Raw genomic sequence first — 20,668 nt, forward strand, 5'->3', positions numbered from 1 at the left:
GATGCCGCTGAGGCCAGCTAAGCCATGGATGGCGCATCTGGCCGTTGCTGCAACGCAATGCGGCGAGAACGAGGGGCTGTCGTCACCACGGAGGCGCTAGGGATTGCAAAGGGACCAGTCCCTTGCCCGCCGCCGGGCGGTCCCGGCAATGACCTTGACACCACAGCTAGCCATCCAAAATCGGTTCAACCGATCATTGAAACACCGTCCCCCATCTCGCTAGGCACAGCGCAAACAGTATTGGCACTTATCGTCATTGCAGCCGTTAAGGTACAGATAACAGCGGAAGCCCACTTTCTCAAACTGGTTAAAGCTGATCTCGGTATTCCATTGATAGGCATTTAAGATCTGTTTCAGTTGTTGAAACACCTTATCCCGCTGCTGGCCGATAAACTTATCGTTGATCAGGCCGCACTCCATCGCATTTAGGCTGCCGCTCAGGTAGAAGGTAACCGACTGGGTTAGGTTAATGATCGCCTCTTCGCTGGCCACCAGATCGCCACTGGCCACCAAGTTTCGCACGCTGGTTTCAATGTAATTCCAGAAGGCCGCGATCTTATGGCGAAACAAGCTCACTTTGGGCTCTGCCGCCAAACGCCACACCCGCGAATTCACCGCCACCTGCCGCACCAAATTAAAGGCCGGAGACTTATGTCCGACCTCGAAACTCAGCACAATCGGCAGCAAAAAACGCTCGATTGGCGTTTGATTGGGGTACTGCGCTTCAAACGCCTTAAAGTGGTTCGAGGTGGCGTTACGCAAAAACACGCACACCAGCAGATCCTCTTTGCCCTTAAAGCGTTTGTAGAAGGTGGTGGTTGATTGATTCGACTCCGCGATCACCTCAGAAACGGTAAACGAGAACAGTCCATAACTGTCGATGTGCCGTTCAACCACATCCAAAATCTGACTGGAGCGATGAATGCTGTCGCAATCGCAAGCCATGTTGGCACTCCTTGGGTGGAACTCAATCCAAACTGTGATTTGCCCATGTTAACCAATCGCCATCGCCGCAACCGTGACCGAGCAATGATCCCGTTCATTGCACTCGCCAGAGTAACCATGTTCAACAAAAAGCGTTGAACATAAACACGTTACAGACAGCAGCGCAGCATCGACTCGGCCAAGGATCATCCCCCTGTTGTGCCACATAAAAGCAACCGCGATGGGCCACTCGGTTTCGCCGCCCCTGCCGCAGCCCCTTGCTCCGCCCCATTCCAGCGCCCATTTCACTGCGCCCGAACTGGCTATTTCTTAGCCAAAGGTCGAATGGGCATTTAGGTGATCAGCGCCACACTGGGTAAGCACTGGATCCGGCTTAACCCCAAGCCGGCCGACCAAGGAGGACGCTCATGCTTTATCCCAATCCCGGTACAGAAGGCGCCTTATACCAATTCAAACCTCGCTACCAAAACTTCATCGGTGGTCAGTGGCACGCGCCGCTGGATGGCAACTATTTTGATAATCCCTCACCGGTGGATGGCTCCCACATCTGCCAAGTGGCTCGCTCTAATGGCCGCGACATCGACTTGGCGCTAGACGCCGCCCACCAAGCGCAGCAAAGCTGGGGGCAAACGTCGGTGGCGGATCGCAGCAAGGTGCTGTTAGACATTGCCGATTGCATTGAGCAACACGCCGAGATGCTGGCCTACGTGGAAACGTGGGAAAACGGCAAAGCGATCCGCGAAACCATCAACGCCGACTTGCCGCTGTGCATCGACCATTTCCGTTACTTCGCAGGCGTGATCCGCGCCCAAGAGGGCAGCATTGGTCAGCTCGATGCCAACACCGCCGCCTACCACTTCCACGAGCCCCTTGGCGTCGTCGGCCAGATCATCCCGTGGAACTTCCCGCTGTTAATGGCGGCGTGGAAGCTGGCGCCAGCCCTTGCCGCAGGGTGTTCGGTGGTGCTGAAGCCCGCCGAGCAAACGCCCTGCTCAATCATGGTGCTGATGGAGCTGCTGGAAGACATTATCCCCGCAGGGGTGGTCAACGTGGTTAACGGCATGGGCGAAGAGGCTGGGCAAGCGTTAGCCACCTCAACGCGGATCAACAAGCTGGCGTTTACCGGCTCCACCGAAGTGGGCCAACACATCATGCGCTGCGGCGCCGAATCGCTTATTCCGGTCACTCTAGAGCTGGGGGGCAAATCCCCCAACGTCTACTTTGAAGATGTGCTGGATCAAGACGATGAGTTCTTCGATAAGTGCATCGAAGGGCTGCTGCTGGGCTTCTTTAACCAAGGCGAAGTGTGCACCTGCCCATCGCGGGCGCTGGTGCAAGAATCGATCTACCCGCAGTTTATTGAACGGGTGATCGAACGCGCCAAAACCATCAAGCAGGGCAACCCGCTGGATCTCGACACCCAAGTGGGGGCACAGGTATCGCAAGTGCAGCTGGATAAGATCCTCTCCTACATGGAGATCGCTAAAGCCGAAGGCGCCGAGTGCTTACTGGGTGGGAGCGCCGCCAAGGTGGATGCCGCGCTCGGCAACGGCTTTTACGTGCAGCCCACGCTGCTCAAAGGCCACAACCAGATGCGGGTATTCCAAGAGGAGATCTTCGGCCCCACTTTAGGCATTACCACCTTCAAAGATGAAGCCGAAGCGTTGCAGATCGCCAACGACACCAGCTACGGCTTGGGCGCAGGGGTATGGACCCGCGATCAAAACCGCGCCTACCGCATGGGCCGTGGCATCGAAGCTGGCCGCGTGTGGGTGAACTGCTACCACCTCTACCCCGCCCACGCCGCCTTTGGTGGCTACAAGCGTTCCGGCATCGGCCGCGAAACCCACCTCAAGGCGCTAAGCAACTATCAGCAAACCAAAAACCTGCTGATCAGTTACGATCCCAACCCGATGGGGTTCTTTTAATGGGCCTCAAATGGGCTTAATGGTTAAGTAACAGCAAACGCCCCAGCAGTGCTGGGGCGTTTGCTGGGAATGTTGTCGCAATGGCGACGGCACGGCACCGAAGTACCATCCGTGGCTGAGCGATGCGGCAATAAAGCCAACGCGGCGCAGTTCTCACTGGAAGCAATCATCTGCCGCCGATGACAGTCGAGCAGCCCAATGCAACGGTAGTTTTCAGAAGTCGATGCAATCGCTGAATTTAATTACCGCCCAGCAACAATTCTTCAGTATTACGATCTACATCTTCTTTTCCACCACTAAGGCGCTTGGGTTAAGTAAAACCACGAGGTAAAATATTGATTATTAAGGCGAGTTGAGTCATCACAAAACAATAACATTGTGATAAAGATGCCAACCGTGTCTGTAATACTAGAGACGATGGCATCGTAATAAGCTGTTAGGCATTCATCAAAGGATAATGTTTTGGAATTAGATTTAAATCTACAAAAAGAGTTAATCACAGCAATTACTACGGCTTTAAAAGGAAGTAAAAGTTGGATCGATTCACCAGCAGTAATAGCTTTAGTGTCTGGTGCTTTAGCTATATTGGCTGCCATATTAACCAACTTTTTCAATAGTAAGTCAGAAAAAGCAAGATACAATAGTGAAATCCAATTAAAGGAAATTGATTCAAATAATGCTAAACAAGAAAAAATCCAAGAGAAACAATTGGATTCTTTGAGTTGTGTTTCAAAAATATTACATAACTTAAAACCAATAATTTGGACTGATCCATTATTTGATAGTCACGAAGCATATAGTTCTATTGTCTTCAAAATGGATAGCCTAAGAACGGAATTAAGCTCGTACTTAGAAGTACATAGTTATATAACACCTGATGATATAATAACTCACATAAGCGATGTAATTTATCTTTGTAATGATAATAGTTGGTCCGTAATCATGTCCCAAGGACCTGAATATGTAACTACAGAACAAGAACGCGATGCTGCAAAAAATATCTTAGATAAATTAGAGTTAGCGGTAAGAGAGTTTAAATTAAAGCTTGGCGTTACAAATGACTAACAAGTTGCTCAAACGGACGCTAAACAGTTGGCTAGCTTCGTTCCTCGCATTTTAGCCAACAATTTATCGCCGCTTAGCAAGGCGTTAAGCGTCATTAGAATTAAGAGAAAAGTTGTAAAATGAGTGATTTTCAAAAAGTATTAAACAAACTCCTGAAAGGAAATAGATTAAAGCAACCTTTTGTCTATGACTCATACAAATCAAACTATCGTGAAGATCTAAAAGATAGACTCGACAACTTCCAGAAAAGGGTAAACAATCTCCAAGATGTTGGTATTGTTGAAAGTTACCTGTATACAAGAAGAGAAGAATTACAAGATGTTTCAAATCACATTATAGAATCACTAGATGAGTACCTATCTGGTAGTTCCGGTGGAGCATACGGTATTTTTGAAAGGCTAATGAATCTGCCGATAATTAGTCAAAACATTCCCAAGTTAGTCCATGATATGAAGCACTTTTCTAAAGGTGACGATAGTTTATATCGTGTTCGATGTTCAGAATCTGAGCTATCAGATCGTAAAGAGATGTTCCATATTCCATTTCATTTACGTCATTTAGTTGGAACTCAAAGGTACTCGATTGCTGGTCTACCATGTTTGTATTTAGGCACATCAATCTATGTATGTTGGCAGGAAATGGGGAAGCCAGACCTTAATAAAATGCATCTTTCTCGATACAAGTGTGAAAATAAACCTGATGTAAAAGTTATAAACTTTTCATACTCTCTAGAAACTCTAAAGAAAAGTAGCTTTGAAAGCTTCCTATTTTTTGATAGTGAAGAAGATAATATTGAACTGCAGATCGCTTATCTAGTAATGTATCCACTTCTTATGGCTTGTAGTTTTAACCGAGCCTTTAATGGTGGTGCATTCAATATTGAGTACATAATACCAAACCTATTGCTACAGTGGATTAGTAAAGAAAAATCACTGGTTTCCGGTATCAGCTATTTTTCAACCAAAACACCTCAGCTAAGGCACAGCAAGATTGGAATTAACTTCGTATTTCCTCCTGACCGAGCGAATATTCAGTTAAATGGTTTTTGTTCAAAACTAAAGCGTGATTTTAGTTTAACAAAGCCAATCTCATGGCAGCTGCTAGATACTATCGGAGGATCGGAATCTTTTGAGGTTGACACATATCCTTGCTTTGATAGCATCGACGAGGGGTTTGTAAAAAATTACGATATGACTAAGTTCTATCAAGTTGAAGAACTACTTAAAAAAATTTTAAATACAGCCGCCGTTGACGTAAAATAAAGAATTTAAGAGTGATTTCCAACGCTTGTAATTTTTCATTTCATCGTTGGGTTTAGTGTTTACGGTGGTATGGTTAAGTTTCGTGGTAGCTTTGCTCACACCTTAATGCGGTGTATGCAGTAGGAGAATATTTTAACGGTGGCGCAAATTATCGCCCTAATTTTATTGCCATTGGTTGTGGCTTTCGGTCTAACTTTAGCTCTTGTTTCAAAGGGAGGAAATTTTTTCGAGCGCACTCGATTTATTCTGACTCCTCACCCTGAACTAGGGCTAATGAAACAAGGGTTACTGTGGCTGGTAATTCTTTCTCCGATTCTATATTTTTTGGGGACAGGTTATCTGGCATGGCAAGGCTATGATGTGCTTTTGAATGCTGAAGGCTTTCAGATGTTCTTGCAGATTTCAGTATTACCCCTAGCGTTACTTTCGTTAGCAATCCCTTTGTCTGTTCTTATTAGTCGATTACACTCAACGGAACAGTCTGCCAAACAAATTGAGATTGTGTCGCACAAAAACAATCTAGATACGTATCGCTCACATCGGCAGGAATTGTTCTCGTACTTTGGGCAAATAGGTGAAACAGAATACCTTTCATGCATTAAAGTGAACTTTAAGGTTCATCCACGTCTGCATACAAACTTCTTCTTGGGTTCTCCAATGGAGGGGCTGCCATCCCCGAATGAAGCCGCATTTAAGGATATTGAATCTGAACTTTCTACAGCTCAGTGGGGGATTGACGCAACTCTGAGAGACGTCAATAAGCCAATGACGCTTTCTTTTTACCTCAACGCTTGCAGTGCAATATTTAGGCTATCAGAGAAGCTAGGTATCCCTGAAATTTACATTGAGTTAGCGGAAAAGGGCGTACTCGTACCAGCAAAAATCAAGAAACAGCCTGAATTGGAATCCATATTAACTGTGGGCACTACTACTGATGAATTGATGGCGGCATATCGCATAGCAAGATCTTTTTATCTAAACCTGTGTGATTTTGCTTGTATCACCCCAAGCATGGATACTCCTGACGACAGAAAATATATCGATATTGGTGGTCGTTACTCTACAGTTAATGACTATTTGTCAGTCGAACGCTTACACGAAACTGTGATTAAAAGTGCGGTAGAAAAGTCAGGAAAGCTGCATAACAAAGCATTTAAGACGGATTCTCAACACTTGGCAATTTCAGTTTAGGTCGGCTTTAGTGCTAGATGTGGCAAGGTTTAAGGTTGGGTGGAGGCGTTGTTCACTGTGGTCTTAAAAAGACACTCACCATAGTGATACCAGCGATAGCATAAAGACAGATACTGTATAGCAGCCATGGTGAATTAATCGCTGTACGGGGTAGTCATACTGCCAACATAATGGCCTCGCGGCCAACGCTTTTGATCTGGCTCTACGCGCCGCACCGGAGGAGCCCAGCGCAGCGTTTTGGGCGACGCACTAAGGCGCAGGGGATTCCAACAGGAGGGGCGAAGCCCCGCTAATATGAACCGCTCTGTGCCGTCGCCACCGCGACACCCTAACGTGAAATCAACACCAATGTTCATCGCCGCAGGCACAACGCCGAGCCACCCATTCAACACCACCAAAACGCAAACCGTCGCATCAATACCAACCTACCACCAACACAATGACCTCGCGGCCAACGCTTTTGATCTGGCTCTACGCGCCGCATCGGAGGAGCCCAGCGCAGCGTTTTGGGCGACGCACTAAGGCGCAGGGGATTCCAAAGGGGCAGCGCCTCTTTGGGTGCCGTCGCCACCGCGACATATCCCCCGTCCAATCAACGCCAAAGGTAACCGCCGCAGGCGCAACGTAGACCGTGCGAACAACGCCAACACCACATAAGGCACCAGCACCACAACCGTCGGCATCAATGCCGACCTACAAGAGCAGGCACAAAAAAACGCGCCCGAAGGCGCGTTTTCTATTTCATCAAACTAAACGGTTACATTAACCGTTCTGCTGCGGACGCATCGCTGGGAACAGGATCACGTCACGGATGGCGCTGGGTATTAGTGTGTTGGTAAACCAACACCCACCATCCGAGACAAATCATAGATACAAAAAAGCCGAGCATTGCTCGGCTTTTTAATCACATCGAACTAAACGGTTACATTAACCGTTCGCTTGCGGACGCATCGCTGGGAACAGGATCACGTCGCGGATGGTGTGCGTGTTGGTGAACAACATCGCCAGACGGTCGATGCCGATGCCTTGACCCGCGGTTGGCGGCAGGCCGTGCTCTAGGGCGGTGATGTAGTCACCGTCGTAGTACATCGCTTCGTCGTCACCGGCGTCTTTGGCGTTCATCTGCGCCTTAAAGCGCGCGTCTTGATCTTCGGCGTCGTTCAGCTCCGAGAAGCCGTTCGCCACTTCGCGGCCGCCGATGAAGAACTCGAAGCGGTCGGTGATGAAGTGGTTGTCGTCGTTACGGCGTGCCAGTGGCGAGATGTCCGCTGGGTATTCGGTAATGAAGGTTGGCTGGATCAGTTGTGGTTCGGCGGTTTCGCCGAAGATCTCTTCCAGCAGCTGGCCGCAGGTCCAGAACGTTTCCACGCTGATGCCAACCGACTTGGCGATGGATACCATCAGCTCGCGATCCTGTACGCCTTCGTAGGTCAGCGCTTGGATGTCAGCGTGCTCAGGGTTGTAGTGCTTGATGGCGTCCAGCATGCTCATGCGGGCGTACTTGCCGCCAAACTCAACGGTTTCGTCGCCGTACGGCATGGAAGAGGAACCCAAGATCTCAACCGCGACGGTACGCAGCATGTCTTCGGTCAAATCCATCAGATCGTTGTAGTCCGCGTACGCCATGTAGAATTCCATCATGGTGAATTCTGGGTTGTGACGCGGGCTTAAGCCTTCATTACGGAAGTTACGGTTGATCTCGAATACGCGATCAAAACCGCCAACCACCAAACGCTTCAGGTACAGCTCTGGGGCGATACGCAGGAACATCTGTTGATCCAGCGCGTTGTGATGGGTGATGAAAGGACGGGCCGACGCGCCACCTGGGATCACCTGCATCATTGGGGTTTCCACTTCCATAAAGTCGCGAGACTCCATGTAACGGCGGATCCCAGCAACCAGCTTGGAACGGATCTTAAAGGCGTTGCGGGATTCTTCGTTAACGATCAGATCAACGTAACGTTGGCGGTAGCGCTGCTCTTGATCGGTCAGGCCGTGGAATTTTTCTGGCAGTGGGCGCAGTGCTTTGGTCAGCAGCTGGTATTCCGCCATATCAACGTACAAGTCGCCTTTGCCAGACAGGTGCAGCTGGCCTTTGATGCCGATGATGTCACCGATGTCCAAGCCGCCAATCGCTTTCAGTTCTTTCTGTACGTCTTTAGAGGCGTAACCCTGAATGCGACCAGACACGTCTTGGATGGCCAAGAATGGGCCACGCTTGGCCATGATGCGGCCAGCGATGGCAACGATGTGGCCCGCTTCTGCCAGCTCTTCTTTGCTGTTGGCGCCAAACTCAGCCTGCAGTTCTGCGGCTTTGTGAGTTGGACGCCAGCTGTTTGGGTGGCCGTTGGCGGCGCAGTTTTCACGAATGGTGTTGAGCTTCGCACGGCGCTCGGCGATCAACTTGTTTTCGTCTTGTACTTGTTCAGTCATGTTGTTTTATCCCCTACAAATCAGGCTTATAAACCTGATTTCAGGCTAGCTTCAATAAATCGGTCTAGATCGCCATCCAGCACCGCTTGGGTATTTCGGTTTTCAATTCCCGTACGCAGATCTTTAATGCGCGAGTCATCCAGCACGTAAGAGCGGATCTGACTGCCCCAACCGATGTCGGATTTGGCGTCTTCGGCGGCCTGCTTTTCAGCATTTTGCTTCTGCATCTCGTGCTCGAACAGCTTAGCTTTAAGCTGTTTCATCGCCTGATCTTTGTTCTTGTGCTGGGAACGTTCGTTCTGGCACTGCACCACGATGTTGGTCGGGGTGTGGGTAATACGTACCGCAGATTCGGTGGTGTTTACGTGCTGACCACCGGCACCAGAGGCGCGGTATACGTCAATACGCAGATCCGATGGGTTGATGTCGATATCGATCGAATCATCCACTTCTGGGTAGATAAACGCAGACGAGAACGAGGTGTGACGACGACCGCCAGAATCAAACGGCGACTTACGCACCAAACGGTGAACGCCGGTCTCGGTGCGCAGCCAACCGTAGGCGTACTCACCAGAGAAGCGAACCGTGGCGGATTTCAGGCCAGCAACGTCGCCTTCAGACACTTCGATGATCTCGGCCTTAAAGCCTTTGGCTTCACCCCAGCGCAGGTACATGCGCAACAGGATGGAACACCAATCTTGGGCTTCGGTGCCGCCAGAACCGGACTGCAGGTCGAGGTAGGCGTCGCAGGCGTCTTGTGGGCCAGAGAACATGCGGCGGAATTCCAGCTTTTCCAGCGCGGCGTTCAAAGATTCCAGTTCAGACTGCGCTTCTTCGAAGCTGTCCTCGTCTTCCTCTTCAATCGCCAGCTCTAGCAGCTCGGCAACGTCTTCTAAGCCTTGATCCAGATCGTCGATGGTTTTTACCACCGCTTCCAAATCGCTGCGCTCGCGCCCTAACTTCTGCGCGCGCTCTGGCTCGTTCCACACTTCCGGCTGTTCCAGCTCGGCGTTAACCTCTTCTAGATGCTCTTTCTTAGCATCGTAGTCAAAGGTACCCCCTAAGGAGGTTTGTCCGTTCCGACAACTCCTTAATACGGTTCTGAACCGGATTAATCTCGAACATGTCTGCCCTACTGATTTTGATGAATTTACAGAAACCCGAAATTGTACTCGAAACTGACCTTTTACGCACCTGCGACAAGCGCCATTTTGCGCGCTAAATCCCCATAAATGGCGGCGTTAATTGCGGCGATTTATCAACCAAAGTGCAACCGTTTCACAACCAAAAGGTGCGAATGAGACACAGGTAATAACAGTTAAGCTTAATCTGAGGCACACTGACTGACCCCAGCCCCGTTTTTCGAGCAAGTTCCAGACAATGAATGAGTTTTTAAGTGTGTTCCCGGTGATCTTTACCATCGGCGTGGCGCTGCTTCTGCGCCGTACCTTGGTTGCCTTAAGTTTGGGGATCGGCTGCGCTACCGTCATTCTGCACTGGGGCCAGCCACTAGAGATGGTTCGTTATCTTGGCAGCAACGCCATCAGCCAACTGTACCAACAGCAGTGGCAAAGCTGGCACGTTAATGTGCTGGCGGCGATGTTATTACTGGGGATCCTCACGTCTTTGCTGGCACGTTCCGGTGCCGTCAGTGCCTTTGCCGATTGGCTGTTTGCCCGCATTCACAGCCAACGCCAAGCCCGCTTAGCGGTGGTGCTGTTGGGCTGGTTGGTGTTCATTGATGGGATCTTCAGTTGCTTGGCCAACGGCAACGTCAGCCGCCCTTTAAGCGAGCGTTACCGTATTCCACCGGGGCAGTTGGCCTATCTGGTGGATTCCACCGCCTCGCCGCTGTGCTCGGTGGTGCCGTTTTCCAGCTGGGGCCCCTACGTGATGGCGCTGATCGCGGGGATCGGCTGGCTAGAGGTCAACCCCGCCAGCGCCTTTCTTGAAGTCGCCAGCTACAACTTTTACGCCATTGGCACGCTGCTGATGGTGTTGGTGGTGGCCTACAGCAACTTTGGGTTTAACCACCAAAAAATGATGTACAGCGAAGATCCCGAGCTGCAACAAGCGGGTTCGCCGTGGCAACTGGGGTTGCCGATTTTAACCCTGCTGTTTGGCAGCTTGCTGATGATGTTGATCAGCGGCTATCGCAGCAGCGGTTCGCTGGCGCCAATGGCGCTGTTCAGTAATGCCGACATTGGCGCGGCCATGCGTAATAGCTGCGCCTTAGCGGTGCTGGTGGCCGCCCTGTTGGCGATGCGAGTGGGCATGACCGCCGCAGGGCTGGGGCAGGCGCTGCTGGCTGGGCTGCGTAACATCGCGCCGGCCATCGCCATTATCTTGCTAACCTGGATGATTGGCCGCGCCATCAGCGATCTGGGCACCGGTAAAGTGATGGCGCACTACGCCGCCCAGTACCTGTCGCCATCGCTGTTGCTGCCGGGGCTGTTCCTCTTGTGTACCGTTACCGCCTTTGCCACCGGCTCGAGCTGGGGCACCTTTGCGCTGATGATCCCCATTGGCGCCGACATCGCCCACGCCATCAACCCCGCGCTGTTACTGCCTGCGCTCAGTGCGGTGATGGCCGGTTCGGTGTTTGGCGATCATTGCTCGCCGATTTCCGACACCACGGTGTTGTCTGCCACTGCCTGTGGCTGTGATCCTCACCACCATGTGGTAACGCAGCTGCCGCTGGCGCTGCTTACCGCCGCCTTGGCGCTGCTGTGTTACACCGCCGTTGGGCTGGGGCTGGCGTTGTCGCTGGTGCTTGTGGCGCTGCTGCTGGCCTTAGCCGCCATTGGCGCTGGGCAGCTGCACTGGGGGCGCCGTATAAAGTTGATCTGATTCAAACTCTCACTTTGCCAGTGTGATGGGGCTAACAATTATTGGTCTGATCTGTCTGCTGCATCGGTTGCAGATCACAGCTGTAGCCTATAAAACCAACAAAAAATTTATGGTGGCTATGCTACAACCCAATTAATACAAAGATGACCCACCACAGGGATGCTGATGTGGCTTATCCAGCTTTAATCACTCAAGGTGAATTGAATATGAAAAAATCCCTACTTGTTATCGCCATGCTGGCCGTTGCCCCGCTAAGCCAAGCAACCGATCTGGATACCAAAATCGCCGCTTCTTTTGCCGCCAAGTACGAAGTGTGTGGCAACATGATGAAGAACTCCAGCAAGCTGAAGTGGAAGATCAAAGGCAAGATCTCTCACGAACGCGCTGCCGAATTGAGCCGCGATCGTTTGTTTGAAAAGGGCTACGTGAAGCACCTTGAAAAAGAGAAGAAGAAAGTTCGTAAGCACTGGAGCAAAAAACAGTGCAAGAAGTTCATCAACGAGCGTTTAGAGGACTAAGCGCCCCGATGGATCAGCAACGCCACCGCAATGCGGTGGCGTTTTTGTTTCTGCTGGGCGGCAACTCGCGGTGGCACCGACTGGGCATAAATAGCACTTGGCATCGATGGCACTGGGCATGACTCGCACCGTGAGCGGGTTTACGGGATAACCGCGAGTACGCAGCGAAAGCGCGCAGATCATTGCCGGGACGGCTCGGCGGCGGGCAAGGGACGAGCCCCTTGGCCATCGCTAAAGCCTCCGAGGCGACAACAGCCCCTTATTTGCCAGCATTGCGTTGCCGCAGCGGCTTTCTTGCCGCATTACTGCGGCTTTAGGTGTTCCACCATCAGCTGCACGCTGTCGCGGCCACGCCAGTGGTTTACGTCGAGCTTGTACACCAGCTCGACCCACTGCACCGTTGCATCCGGCCACTGTTTGCGATCGACATTAAAGGCGATGGCATCCAACTGCTTGCTGCCGCATTCGGTTTCCACCGTCATCTTCAAATGTTTGTCGGCCAGCAGCCGCTGTTCCACTAAGCGGAACTTGCCGTCGAACAGCGGCTCTGGGAAGTTCTGCCCCCAAGGCCCAGCACCGCGCAGCAGTTGGGCGGTATCCAGCGCCAGTTGCTCGGCGTACAGCTCGCCATCGCTCAGCAGTTCGCCGGTCAGTTGCGAAGCCTCTAGGGTGCTGCGTACTTGCTGATCGTACAGCTCGGCAAAGCGATCGTAGTCCGCCTCTTTTAGGCTTAATCCCGCCGCCATGGCGTGGCCGCCAAACTTCAAGATCAGCCCGGGCTGTTCGGTGTCGATCCGCTCCAGCAGATCGCGCATGTGCAAGCCCGGAATGGAACGCGCCGAGCCTTTAATCTCGCCGCCGCCCGCTTCGGCAAAAGCGATCACGGGCCGGTGGAACTGCTCTTTAATGCGCGACGCTAAGATGCCGATCACCCCTTGGTGCCAATCGCTTTGATACAGCGCCACGCCCCACGGCAGTTGTTCCCCAGACAGATCCAGTCGCGCTAAGGCTTGCAGCGCTTCTTGCTGCATCCCTTGTTCGATTTCACGCCGTTCGGTGTTAAGCCCATCCAGTTGCGCTGCGATTTGCCGCGCCTCGCCTAAGTCGTCGGCCAACAGGCAGGCTATCCCTAACGACATGTCATCCAAGCGGCCAGCGGCGTTTAAGCGGGGGCCAACGGTAAAGCCCAGATCCGAGGCAACAATGCGCTGCACATCGCGGTTGGCCACTTCCAGCAACGCTTGGATGCCAGGGCGACAACGCCCTGCCCGAATGCGGCGCAGCCCTTGGTGCACCAACACGCGGTTGTTGTGATCCAGCGGCACCACATCGGCCACGGTGCCCAGCGCGACAATATCCAGCAGCTCGGCCAGATTGGGGGGGGCTACCCCTTGCTGGCTAAACCATTGGTTTTGTCGCAACTGCGCCCGCAATGCCAGCATCAGGTAAAACGCCACCCCGACCCCCGCCATGGCGCGGGAATCAAAGCCGCATTCGTCGCGGTTGGGGTTGATGATCACATCGGCGTTGGGCAACGTTTGCCCCGGCAAGTGGTGATCGGTCACGATCACCGTCATCCCTGCGGCTTTGGCGGCATCCACCCCGGCGTGGGCAGAGATGCCGTTATCAACGGTGATCAACACTTCCGCCCCAGCCTGTTGCGCCAGTGCCACCAATGGCGGGCTTAGGCCGTAGCCGTAGTCAAAGCGGTTTGGCACTAAGTATTCAACAAACTTGGCCCCCATCGCTTGCAGCGCCAGCATCACCACCGCGCTGGAGGTGGCGCCGTCGGCATCAAAGTCGCCAACGATGATGATCCGCTGCTGGGCGGCCACGGCGTTGGCGAGTAACTGCGCCCCTTCGGTTAAGCCCGCCATGGTTTGTGGGCTCAGCAGATCGTTCAGCTCCAGTTGCAACTGGCTGGCTTGGGTGATGCCGCGGCGGGCGTAGATCTGCGCTAATAGCGGCGGTAACTCCGGCAACAGCTGCTCTGGGGCAACGTCGGGGCGACGGGAAATTCGAACCATGGGGGATCTCGATAAAGGGGAAACAGAATGAGCTTAACGCGGCCACAGTAAAAAAGGCACCGCTGATGCGATGCCTTTTTTCGATTAACTGGATCGCGCCAGTATTAGCCTTGCTGCAGGGATTGCAGCAGTTTTTGTGGTGGCATGTAGCCTGGGATCAGGCCGCCGTCGGCAGTCACAATGGCTGGGGTGCCGGTTACCCCAAAGCTGCCGCCCAAGCTGTAGTGCTTACCAACGCTTTTGGCGGCATCACAGCTGGCGCTGCCGCTGTTGGCGATATTGGCTTTGCCGTTGGTCAACGCTTGCTGCTGATCCTCGGCGCACCAGATCTGTTCCATGTCTTGCCAGCTTTGGGCATTACGGCCGTTACGCGGGTAGGCCAAGTAGCGCACGGTAATGCCAAGATCGTTGTATTCATCAATGCTGTTGTGCAGCTTGCGGCAGTAGCCACAGGTGATGTCGGTAAATACCGTCACCACGTACTTTTCATCTTTGGCTTTAAAGTCGATGGTGGTGCCTTCAATCGACGCCAGTTGCGACTTACGCACTTCACCCATGGCGGCATCGGTTAGGTTGGCCATGCGGTTATCCAGATCGTACATCGTACCGTGCAGCATTTTGCTGCCGTCGGCGCTGACATACAGGATCCCTTTGTCGCTGTAGACTTGGAACAAGCCATCTACCGGCGACGGTACGATTTTATCAACGCTGATCCCCAAGGTGGAGGTGATTTTGGCTTCCAATGGTTGGGTAATGTCGTCGCTGGCTTGAGCCACGGTGGCTACGGTCAGCAGCGCGCCAACCAATAATGAGCCGAGTGATTTCTTCATTCTGTAGGGATCCCTTCAAATACAGTTGGGTAAGTAGACCCGATTAAGACGCTAAAAGTTACCGGATTTTGTAAAACTTTACTATCCACGCGGGTGGTGCTGCTGATGCAGTTCTTGCAAGCGTGCCTGCGCCACGTGGGTGTAGATCTGGGTGGTGGACAGATCGCTGTGGCCCAGCAACAGCTGCACCACGCGCAGATCGGCACCGTGGTTCAATAGATGGGTCGCAAACGCATGGCGCAGCGTGTGCGGCGACAGCGGTTTGCGGATGGCTGCCAGCTGAGCATAGTGCTTGATCCGATGCCAAAAAGTTTGCCGAGTCATCTGGGTGCCCCGTTGGCTCGGAAACACCACATCGGAGCGACCTAACCCCAGCAACAACCCACGGCTTTGGCTTAAATAGCGCTGCAACCGCGCTTGCGCTTCCTCGCCCATCGGCACCAGCCGCTCTTTGCCCCCTTTACCGACCACCCGCACCACCCCTTGGTTCAATCCCAGCTGCTCTAATTGCAGCCCCGTTAACTCGCTGACCCGCAATCCGGTGGCGTACAGCAGCTCCATCATGGCGCTGTCACGCAGTTGCAGAGGATCGTCCAAGTTCGGCGCGGCCAGCAGTGCCTCAACATCGGCTTCGGTCAGGGTATCGGGCAACTTGGGCGCCAATTTAGGCCGGCCAAGCCCAACGCTGGGATCGGTGGCAATTAACTTCTGCACCGTGGCGTAACCATAAAAACGCTTAATGGTGGTGATGCACCGGGCAGAAGAGGATTTCGCCAAGCCAAGATCGTGGCGCTGAGCCATATACTGCTGCAGATCGTCCACACTTAAAGAGAGCAAGGATCGATTTTGCTCGATATGACGAACAAGATGAGTCAAATCCGCACGATAAGCCGCCAATGTGTTGTCTGCCAACCCACGTTGCGCCCATAAGTCGTCGCAAAATTGTTCAATAAGTTGTTGGTTTATCATTATTTTATTCTGGCTCATTGATACGGTAAACTGCACCGCAAAGCGCGGTTGGGGGAGGTTTGGCGGCATTGCCACACCTATTTACAATTCCCCCACTATACGCAGGGATAGCTCATGCTAAGTTAGCCTGAACTTAATTCCACACCACATGTTTAAGGATTGAATAATGGGTTTATGGGTGCGTCGACTCCTACCAATCATGACGATAATCGTCACGGTTGTCTTAATTGCCGTGTTGTTGCAGCAGTTTGCCCCAGAAAAAGAGGAAAAGGCACCGAAAGAGGTGCTGCCCATCGTTGAAGCGGTGGCTGTTGAACAACAGTCCTACCAGCTGACGTTGCGCTCTTACGGGGTGGTAGAACCTAAACGCCAAACCCAGCTGGTGGCGGAAGTCAGTGGCCGCTTAGTGCAACTGGCACCGGAATTTGTGGTCGGCCAGCAGGTTAAGCAAGGACAGCTGTTGGCACAGATTGAACCGGCGGATTACCGCGCCGATCTGATCCAAGCGCAAGCCAATTTGGCCCAAGCCAAAGCGCAGCTGCAAGAAGAGGTTGCCCGTGGCCAAGTGGCCAAAGCCGAATGGCGCGGGGTGATTGAAGGCATTCCACCGGAGCTGGGGCTGCGTAAACCGCAACTGGCTAAGGAACAAGCCAATGTACGCAGCGCCGAAGCCACGTTGGCTCGCGCCAAGCGTAACCTTGAGCGCACCGACATCCGCGCCCCGTTCGATGGCATCATCAGCCAGCGCAGTGTCGATTTAGGCCAATACATTAACGTAAGCCTGAACCTTGGGGTGATTAAAGGCACCGATATGGCTCAGATCCGCTTGCCGGTGGCCCCCGCAGAATTGGCCTTTTTGGATAACGCCGAACAAGGCCACGTGCGCCTAAGCCACCAATACGGCGATAAAGTGTTGCACTGGAACGCGCAACTGGTTCGCAGCGAAGGGGTGATCAACCCAGACAACCGCATGATCTATCTGGTGGCTGAAATGGCCGATCCATACAACCTCAACGGTCAACAGCCACAGGCGCTGCAATACGGTGCCTTCGTGAACGCCGAAATCGACGGCATTGAACTGGCTGGCTTGGTTAACCTGCCCCGCCATGCGGTTCGCAGCGAACGCATCACCGTGATCAAACCCGACAACACCGTTGAGCTGCGCGCCGTGGAAGTGGTGCGCGCGGATCTGGAACAGGTGTACATTCGTGCAGAGCTCGCTCCCGGTGAACGCCTCAGCCTGACCGCCTTAAACGGCATCGACAATGGCCGCAAAGTGAAGGTGGCTGGCGAAGACCAACCCAGCAGTGACAGCAGCAACGCCAACGCGCAAATGGTTACCGTAGGGGGTCAGTAATGTCTCGCACCGATACCACCAGCGGCATTATCGCTTGGTTTGCCCGTAACAGCGTTGCCGCCAACCTACTGATGTGGGTGCTGCTGATCGGCGGCTTACTTTCTGCCGCCACCATCAACAAAGAGATCTTCCCTAAATTTGAGCTCAACTTGGTGCGCGTGCACGTGGCTTACCCCGGTGCTGCCCCACAAGAGATTGAAGAAGGGATCACCATCAAGATTGAAGAGGCGATCAAAAACATTGAGGGGATCAAGAAGATCCGCTCCCAAGCCAACGAAGGCAGCGGCAGCGTTACCATCGAAGTGCTGGATGATTTTGAACCCAAGGACATTCTGGATGAAGTGAAGCTGCAGGTGGACGCCATCTCCACCTTCCCAGACAGCATCGAACAACCCAACATCTACCAGATCAAACCGGAAGCCGAGGTGATGTGGGTGTCGATTGCCGGTGACGCCCTATCGGATACCGAGCTGAAAGAGTTAGGCAAAGTGGTTCGCGATGAGATCACCGCGCTGGGCGGCGTTAGCCGTGCCAACTTGCTGGGCACCAAAGATTACGAAATTGCCATCGAAGTCTCTGAAGATAAGCTGCGGGAATACGCACTGACCTTCAACGACGTCGCGGCCGCAGTGAACAACTCCAGCCTCTTGATGCCCGGCGGTTCCATTCGCGCCGAAGATGGCGACATCTCTTTGCGAGTGGATGGCCAAGCCTATTATCAAGAAGACTTTGAACGCATTGTGTTACGCACCCTGCCCGATGGCAGCCGTGTGCTGCTGTCGGATGTGGCTTACGTCAACGATGGCTTTGAAGAACGCTTAGGCTACGCCCGTTTTGATGGCCAAAAGTCGGTGGTGATTGAGGTGAAAAGCGTTGGCGATGAAGACGCCTTAGCCATCGCCAACACCGTTAAACGCTACGTTGCCGAGAAACAGGAAAGTCTGGGCAACGAGATCGTTATCGATCACTGGGGCGATCTGTCGCAGTTCCTGTCTGGCCGCTTGAACATGATGCTGGAAAACATGGCGATGGGCGCGCTGCTGGTGTTCATCGTGTTGGCCATCTTCTTGCAATTGAAGGTCGCCTTCTGGGTGATGCTGGGCCTGCCTATCGCCTTTTTAGCCGCGATGCTGGCGATGCCACTGGATCCCTTTAACCTGTCGATCAACATGATCACCCTGTTTGGCTTTATCTTGGTGTTGGGGATAGTGGTGGACGACGCCATCGTGATTGGCGAGTCCGCTTACGCCCAAACCGAAAAAGATGGCCACAGCATGGAAGCGGTGATCAAAGGCACCAAAAAGGTCGCCATGCCCGCCACCTTTGGGGTACTGACCACCATCGCCGCCTTCATTCCCATGCTGATCATCACCGGCTTCCTTGGGGTGGTGGGTAAGGCGATCGGCTTAGTGGTTATCCTCTGTTTGGCGTTCTCGCTGGTTGAATCGAAGCTGATCCTGCCCGCGCACCTGGCCCACATGACGCCGCCCAAGCCGGGGGTTGGTTTTGGCCCTTGGTTGCGCTTTAAAGCCTGGTTTGACAAAGCCCTGAACAAGTTAATTTATCAAGGTTACAAGCCGGCGATGGCCACCATGATGAACTGGCGCTACAGCGTGTTGACCTTCTTCATCGGGCTGATGGTGATCTGTGGGGTGCTGCTGGGCAGCGGCCATGTTCGCACCATCATCTTCCCTGATATCCCCTCTGACTTTGTTCAAGTGCAGTTAGAGATGGAACAGGGCATGTCTGAGCAAGCCACCTTAACCGTGGTGCAGCAGCTGGAAGATTCGCTGTTTGCCACCAACCAACGCATCAACGCCGAGATTGGCGAGGAAGTGGTCAAACACACCTTCGTGTATCTGGGCTCGCGCACCAGCGCCCAGATGATGATTGAACTGGTGAAAGGCGAGCAGCGCAGCATTGATGCGGTCACCATTGCCGCCAATTGGCGCGATCACATGCCCGAAATGGTGGGGGTGAAAACCTTAGATGTGGTGGCGTCCACCAACGATTCCGGCTCGGATGTGGCGTTCCGTTTGAACGGCAACGACTTGGATCAATTGGTGGCGGCAGCGGAAGAGCTGAAAGCCAAGCTGGCCACGTACGATGGTCTGTACGACATCCAAGATAACTTCTCCTCGGGCTCGCAAGAGATCCGCTTAGCGATTAAACCGGAAGCGGAGGCGTTGGGGCTGACCTTATCGGATCTGGCTCAGCAAGTACGCTGGGGCTTCTTCGGCTTTGAAGCGCAACGGATTTTGCGAAACAAAGAGGAAGTGAAGGTGATGGTGCGCTACCCGCAAGAGCAGCGCCGCACCATTGGTCACTTGGAAAACATGCGTATTCGTACCCCATCGGGGCATGAAGTGCCGTTCTCTAACGTGGCCTCCATCCAACTGGCGAAGAGCTTCTCGACCATCAGCCGCACCGATGGGGTTCGCTCTATCACCGTACAGGCCCGTGCCGACAAAGCGCGGATTGAACCAAGCAAGGTGACTAAAGAGGTAAACCAAGAGTTTATCCCTGATCTGCGCGATCGCTACGAAGGCATGACCACCGCTTTGGATGGCTCCGCCGAAGAAGACGCCAAAAACACCCTGCTGGTGTTGCAAGGCACCTTCTTTGCGCTGTTTACCATCTACGCACTGATGGCGATTCCGCTGCGCAGCTACAGCCAGCCGCTGATCATCATGTCGGTGATCCCATTTGGCATGATCGGCGCGGTCTTTGGCCACGTGATGCTGGGGCTGGATATCTCGATGCTGAGCGTCTTCGGGATCATCGCCTTAGCGGGGGTGGTGGTGAACGACTCGTTGATCATGGTGGATTTCGTCAACCAAGCTCGCGCCCAAGGCTTAGCCCTGCGCGAGGCGGTGCAGCAGGCCGGTACTGAGCGTTTCCGCGCCATTATCCTGACCTCGCTCACCACCTTCTTAGGCTTGGTGCCGATCACCTTGGAAACCAGTTTGCAAGCGCAGATTGTGATCCCAATGGCGGTATCGTTGGCGTTCGGTATTCTGTTCTCGACCACGGTCACCCTGATCTTGGTGCCCGCGCTGTACATGATTTTGGATGACTTCAAGCGCTTACTGCGCTGGTGGTGGCGTCCCGATGGCAAGGCGATCCCGCTGCGCCGCCGCGATGAAACCCTGGCCAAGCCGTAACGCAGGTTTGCCGTAGAAACAGCAACAAGCCCGCCGTCGCGGGCTTTTTTGTGCTGTGTACCAATGAGCTGTTGAACTTATTGTGCATGACCCGCTGCGGCATAAAGGTCATTGCCGGGACCGCCCGGC

Annotated in this window: 14 protein-coding genes; 8 read left to right on the top strand and 6 right to left on the bottom strand. The window is 53.2% G+C overall.

Going from position 1 to position 20,668, the window contains the following annotated elements; all coding sequences use genetic code 11:
• Positions 1–219: 219 nt before the first annotated feature.
• Positions 220–945 (bottom strand): TetR/AcrR family transcriptional regulator, encoded by a 726-nt coding sequence (locus Q0796_RS04370; protein ID WP_298440575.1) that lies wholly within the window; start codon positions 943–945, stop codon positions 220–222.
• A gap of 407 nt (positions 946–1,352) precedes the next feature.
• On the opposite strand from Q0796_RS04370, the gene Q0796_RS04375 reads away from it, so the two are divergent.
• From Q0796_RS04375 to Q0796_RS04390, 4 genes are all read left to right on the top strand, one after another.
• The gene (locus Q0796_RS04375) at positions 1,353–2,873 is read left to right on the top strand and encodes an aldehyde dehydrogenase family protein (protein WP_298440576.1); all 1,521 of its coding nucleotides are present in this window, start codon (positions 1,353–1,355) and stop codon (positions 2,871–2,873) included.
• A 462-nt stretch (positions 2,874–3,335) separates the two neighbouring features.
• Positions 3,336–3,938, top strand: a complete 603-nt coding sequence (locus Q0796_RS04380) for a hypothetical protein (RefSeq protein WP_298440577.1) — start codon at positions 3,336–3,338, stop codon at positions 3,936–3,938.
• Between the two features lie 119 nt (positions 3,939–4,057).
• Positions 4,058–5,200, top strand: a complete 1,143-nt coding sequence (locus Q0796_RS04385; protein WP_298440578.1) for a hypothetical protein — start codon at positions 4,058–4,060, stop codon at positions 5,198–5,200.
• Between the two features lie 138 nt (positions 5,201–5,338).
• Complete coding sequence (locus tag Q0796_RS04390) at positions 5,339–6,391, top strand: hypothetical protein (RefSeq protein ID WP_298440579.1); 1,053 nt, start codon at positions 5,339–5,341, stop codon at positions 6,389–6,391.
• Positions 6,392–7,318: 927 nt separating this feature from the next.
• Here Q0796_RS04390 and lysS read toward each other — a convergent pair.
• Together lysS and prfB are read right to left on the bottom strand one after the other, a co-directional pair.
• Positions 7,319–8,824: a lysine--tRNA ligase gene (gene lysS, locus Q0796_RS04395; RefSeq protein ID WP_298440580.1), complete on the bottom strand. Its 1,506-nt coding sequence runs from the start codon at positions 8,822–8,824 to the stop codon at positions 7,319–7,321.
• Between the two features lie 26 nt (positions 8,825–8,850).
• A protein-coding gene (gene prfB, locus Q0796_RS04400) for a peptide chain release factor 2 (RefSeq protein WP_298440581.1) occupies positions 8,851–9,949 on the bottom strand; the annotation gives its coding sequence in 2 pieces (ribosomal slippage) (positions 8,851–9,873 and positions 9,875–9,949; 1,098 coding nt in all).
• Positions 9,950–10,204: 255 nt separating this feature from the next.
• Here prfB and Q0796_RS04405 point away from each other — a divergent pair.
• Together Q0796_RS04405 and Q0796_RS04410 are read left to right on the top strand one after the other, a co-directional pair.
• Positions 10,205–11,674, top strand: coding sequence for a Na+/H+ antiporter NhaC family protein (locus tag Q0796_RS04405; RefSeq protein ID WP_298440582.1), 1,470 nt, complete (start codon positions 10,205–10,207; stop codon positions 11,672–11,674).
• Positions 11,675–11,880: 206 nt separating this feature from the next.
• The gene (locus tag Q0796_RS04410; protein ID WP_298440583.1) at positions 11,881–12,192 is read left to right on the top strand and encodes a hypothetical protein; all 312 of its coding nucleotides are present in this window, start codon (positions 11,881–11,883) and stop codon (positions 12,190–12,192) included.
• A 302-nt stretch (positions 12,193–12,494) separates the two neighbouring features.
• On the opposite strand, the gene recJ is transcribed toward Q0796_RS04410, so the two are convergent.
• From recJ to xerD, 3 genes are all read right to left on the bottom strand, one after another.
• Positions 12,495–14,219 (bottom strand): single-stranded-DNA-specific exonuclease RecJ, encoded by a 1,725-nt coding sequence (recJ, locus tag Q0796_RS04415; RefSeq protein WP_298440584.1) that lies wholly within the window; start codon positions 14,217–14,219, stop codon positions 12,495–12,497.
• Positions 14,220–14,323: 104 nt separating this feature from the next.
• Entirely contained in the window at positions 14,324–15,049 is a 726-nt protein-coding gene (dsbC, locus tag Q0796_RS04420; protein ID WP_298440585.1) for a bifunctional protein-disulfide isomerase/oxidoreductase DsbC, read from the bottom strand.
• Positions 15,050–15,130: 81 nt separating this feature from the next.
• A complete protein-coding gene (gene xerD / locus Q0796_RS04425; protein ID WP_298440593.1) occupies positions 15,131–16,018 on the bottom strand; it encodes a site-specific tyrosine recombinase XerD in 888 nt (295 codons plus the stop codon).
• A 199-nt stretch (positions 16,019–16,217) separates the two neighbouring features.
• Between xerD and Q0796_RS04430 the strand changes: the two genes are divergently transcribed.
• Both Q0796_RS04430 and Q0796_RS04435 read left to right on the top strand, forming a co-directional pair.
• Positions 16,218–17,375 (top strand): efflux RND transporter periplasmic adaptor subunit, encoded by a 1,158-nt coding sequence (locus Q0796_RS04430; RefSeq protein ID WP_298440586.1) that lies wholly within the window; start codon positions 16,218–16,220, stop codon positions 17,373–17,375.
• Positions 17,375–20,539 (top strand): efflux RND transporter permease subunit, encoded by a 3,165-nt coding sequence (locus tag Q0796_RS04435; RefSeq protein WP_298440587.1) that lies wholly within the window; start codon positions 17,375–17,377, stop codon positions 20,537–20,539. Before Q0796_RS04430 ends, Q0796_RS04435 begins: the two co-directional genes overlap by 1 nt.
• The last annotated feature ends 129 nt before the right edge of the window (positions 20,540–20,668 follow it).

It is taken from the genome of uncultured Ferrimonas sp. (genome assembly GCF_947489035.1).
In the GTDB taxonomy this organism is placed as follows: domain Bacteria; phylum Pseudomonadota; class Gammaproteobacteria; order Enterobacterales; family Shewanellaceae; genus Ferrimonas.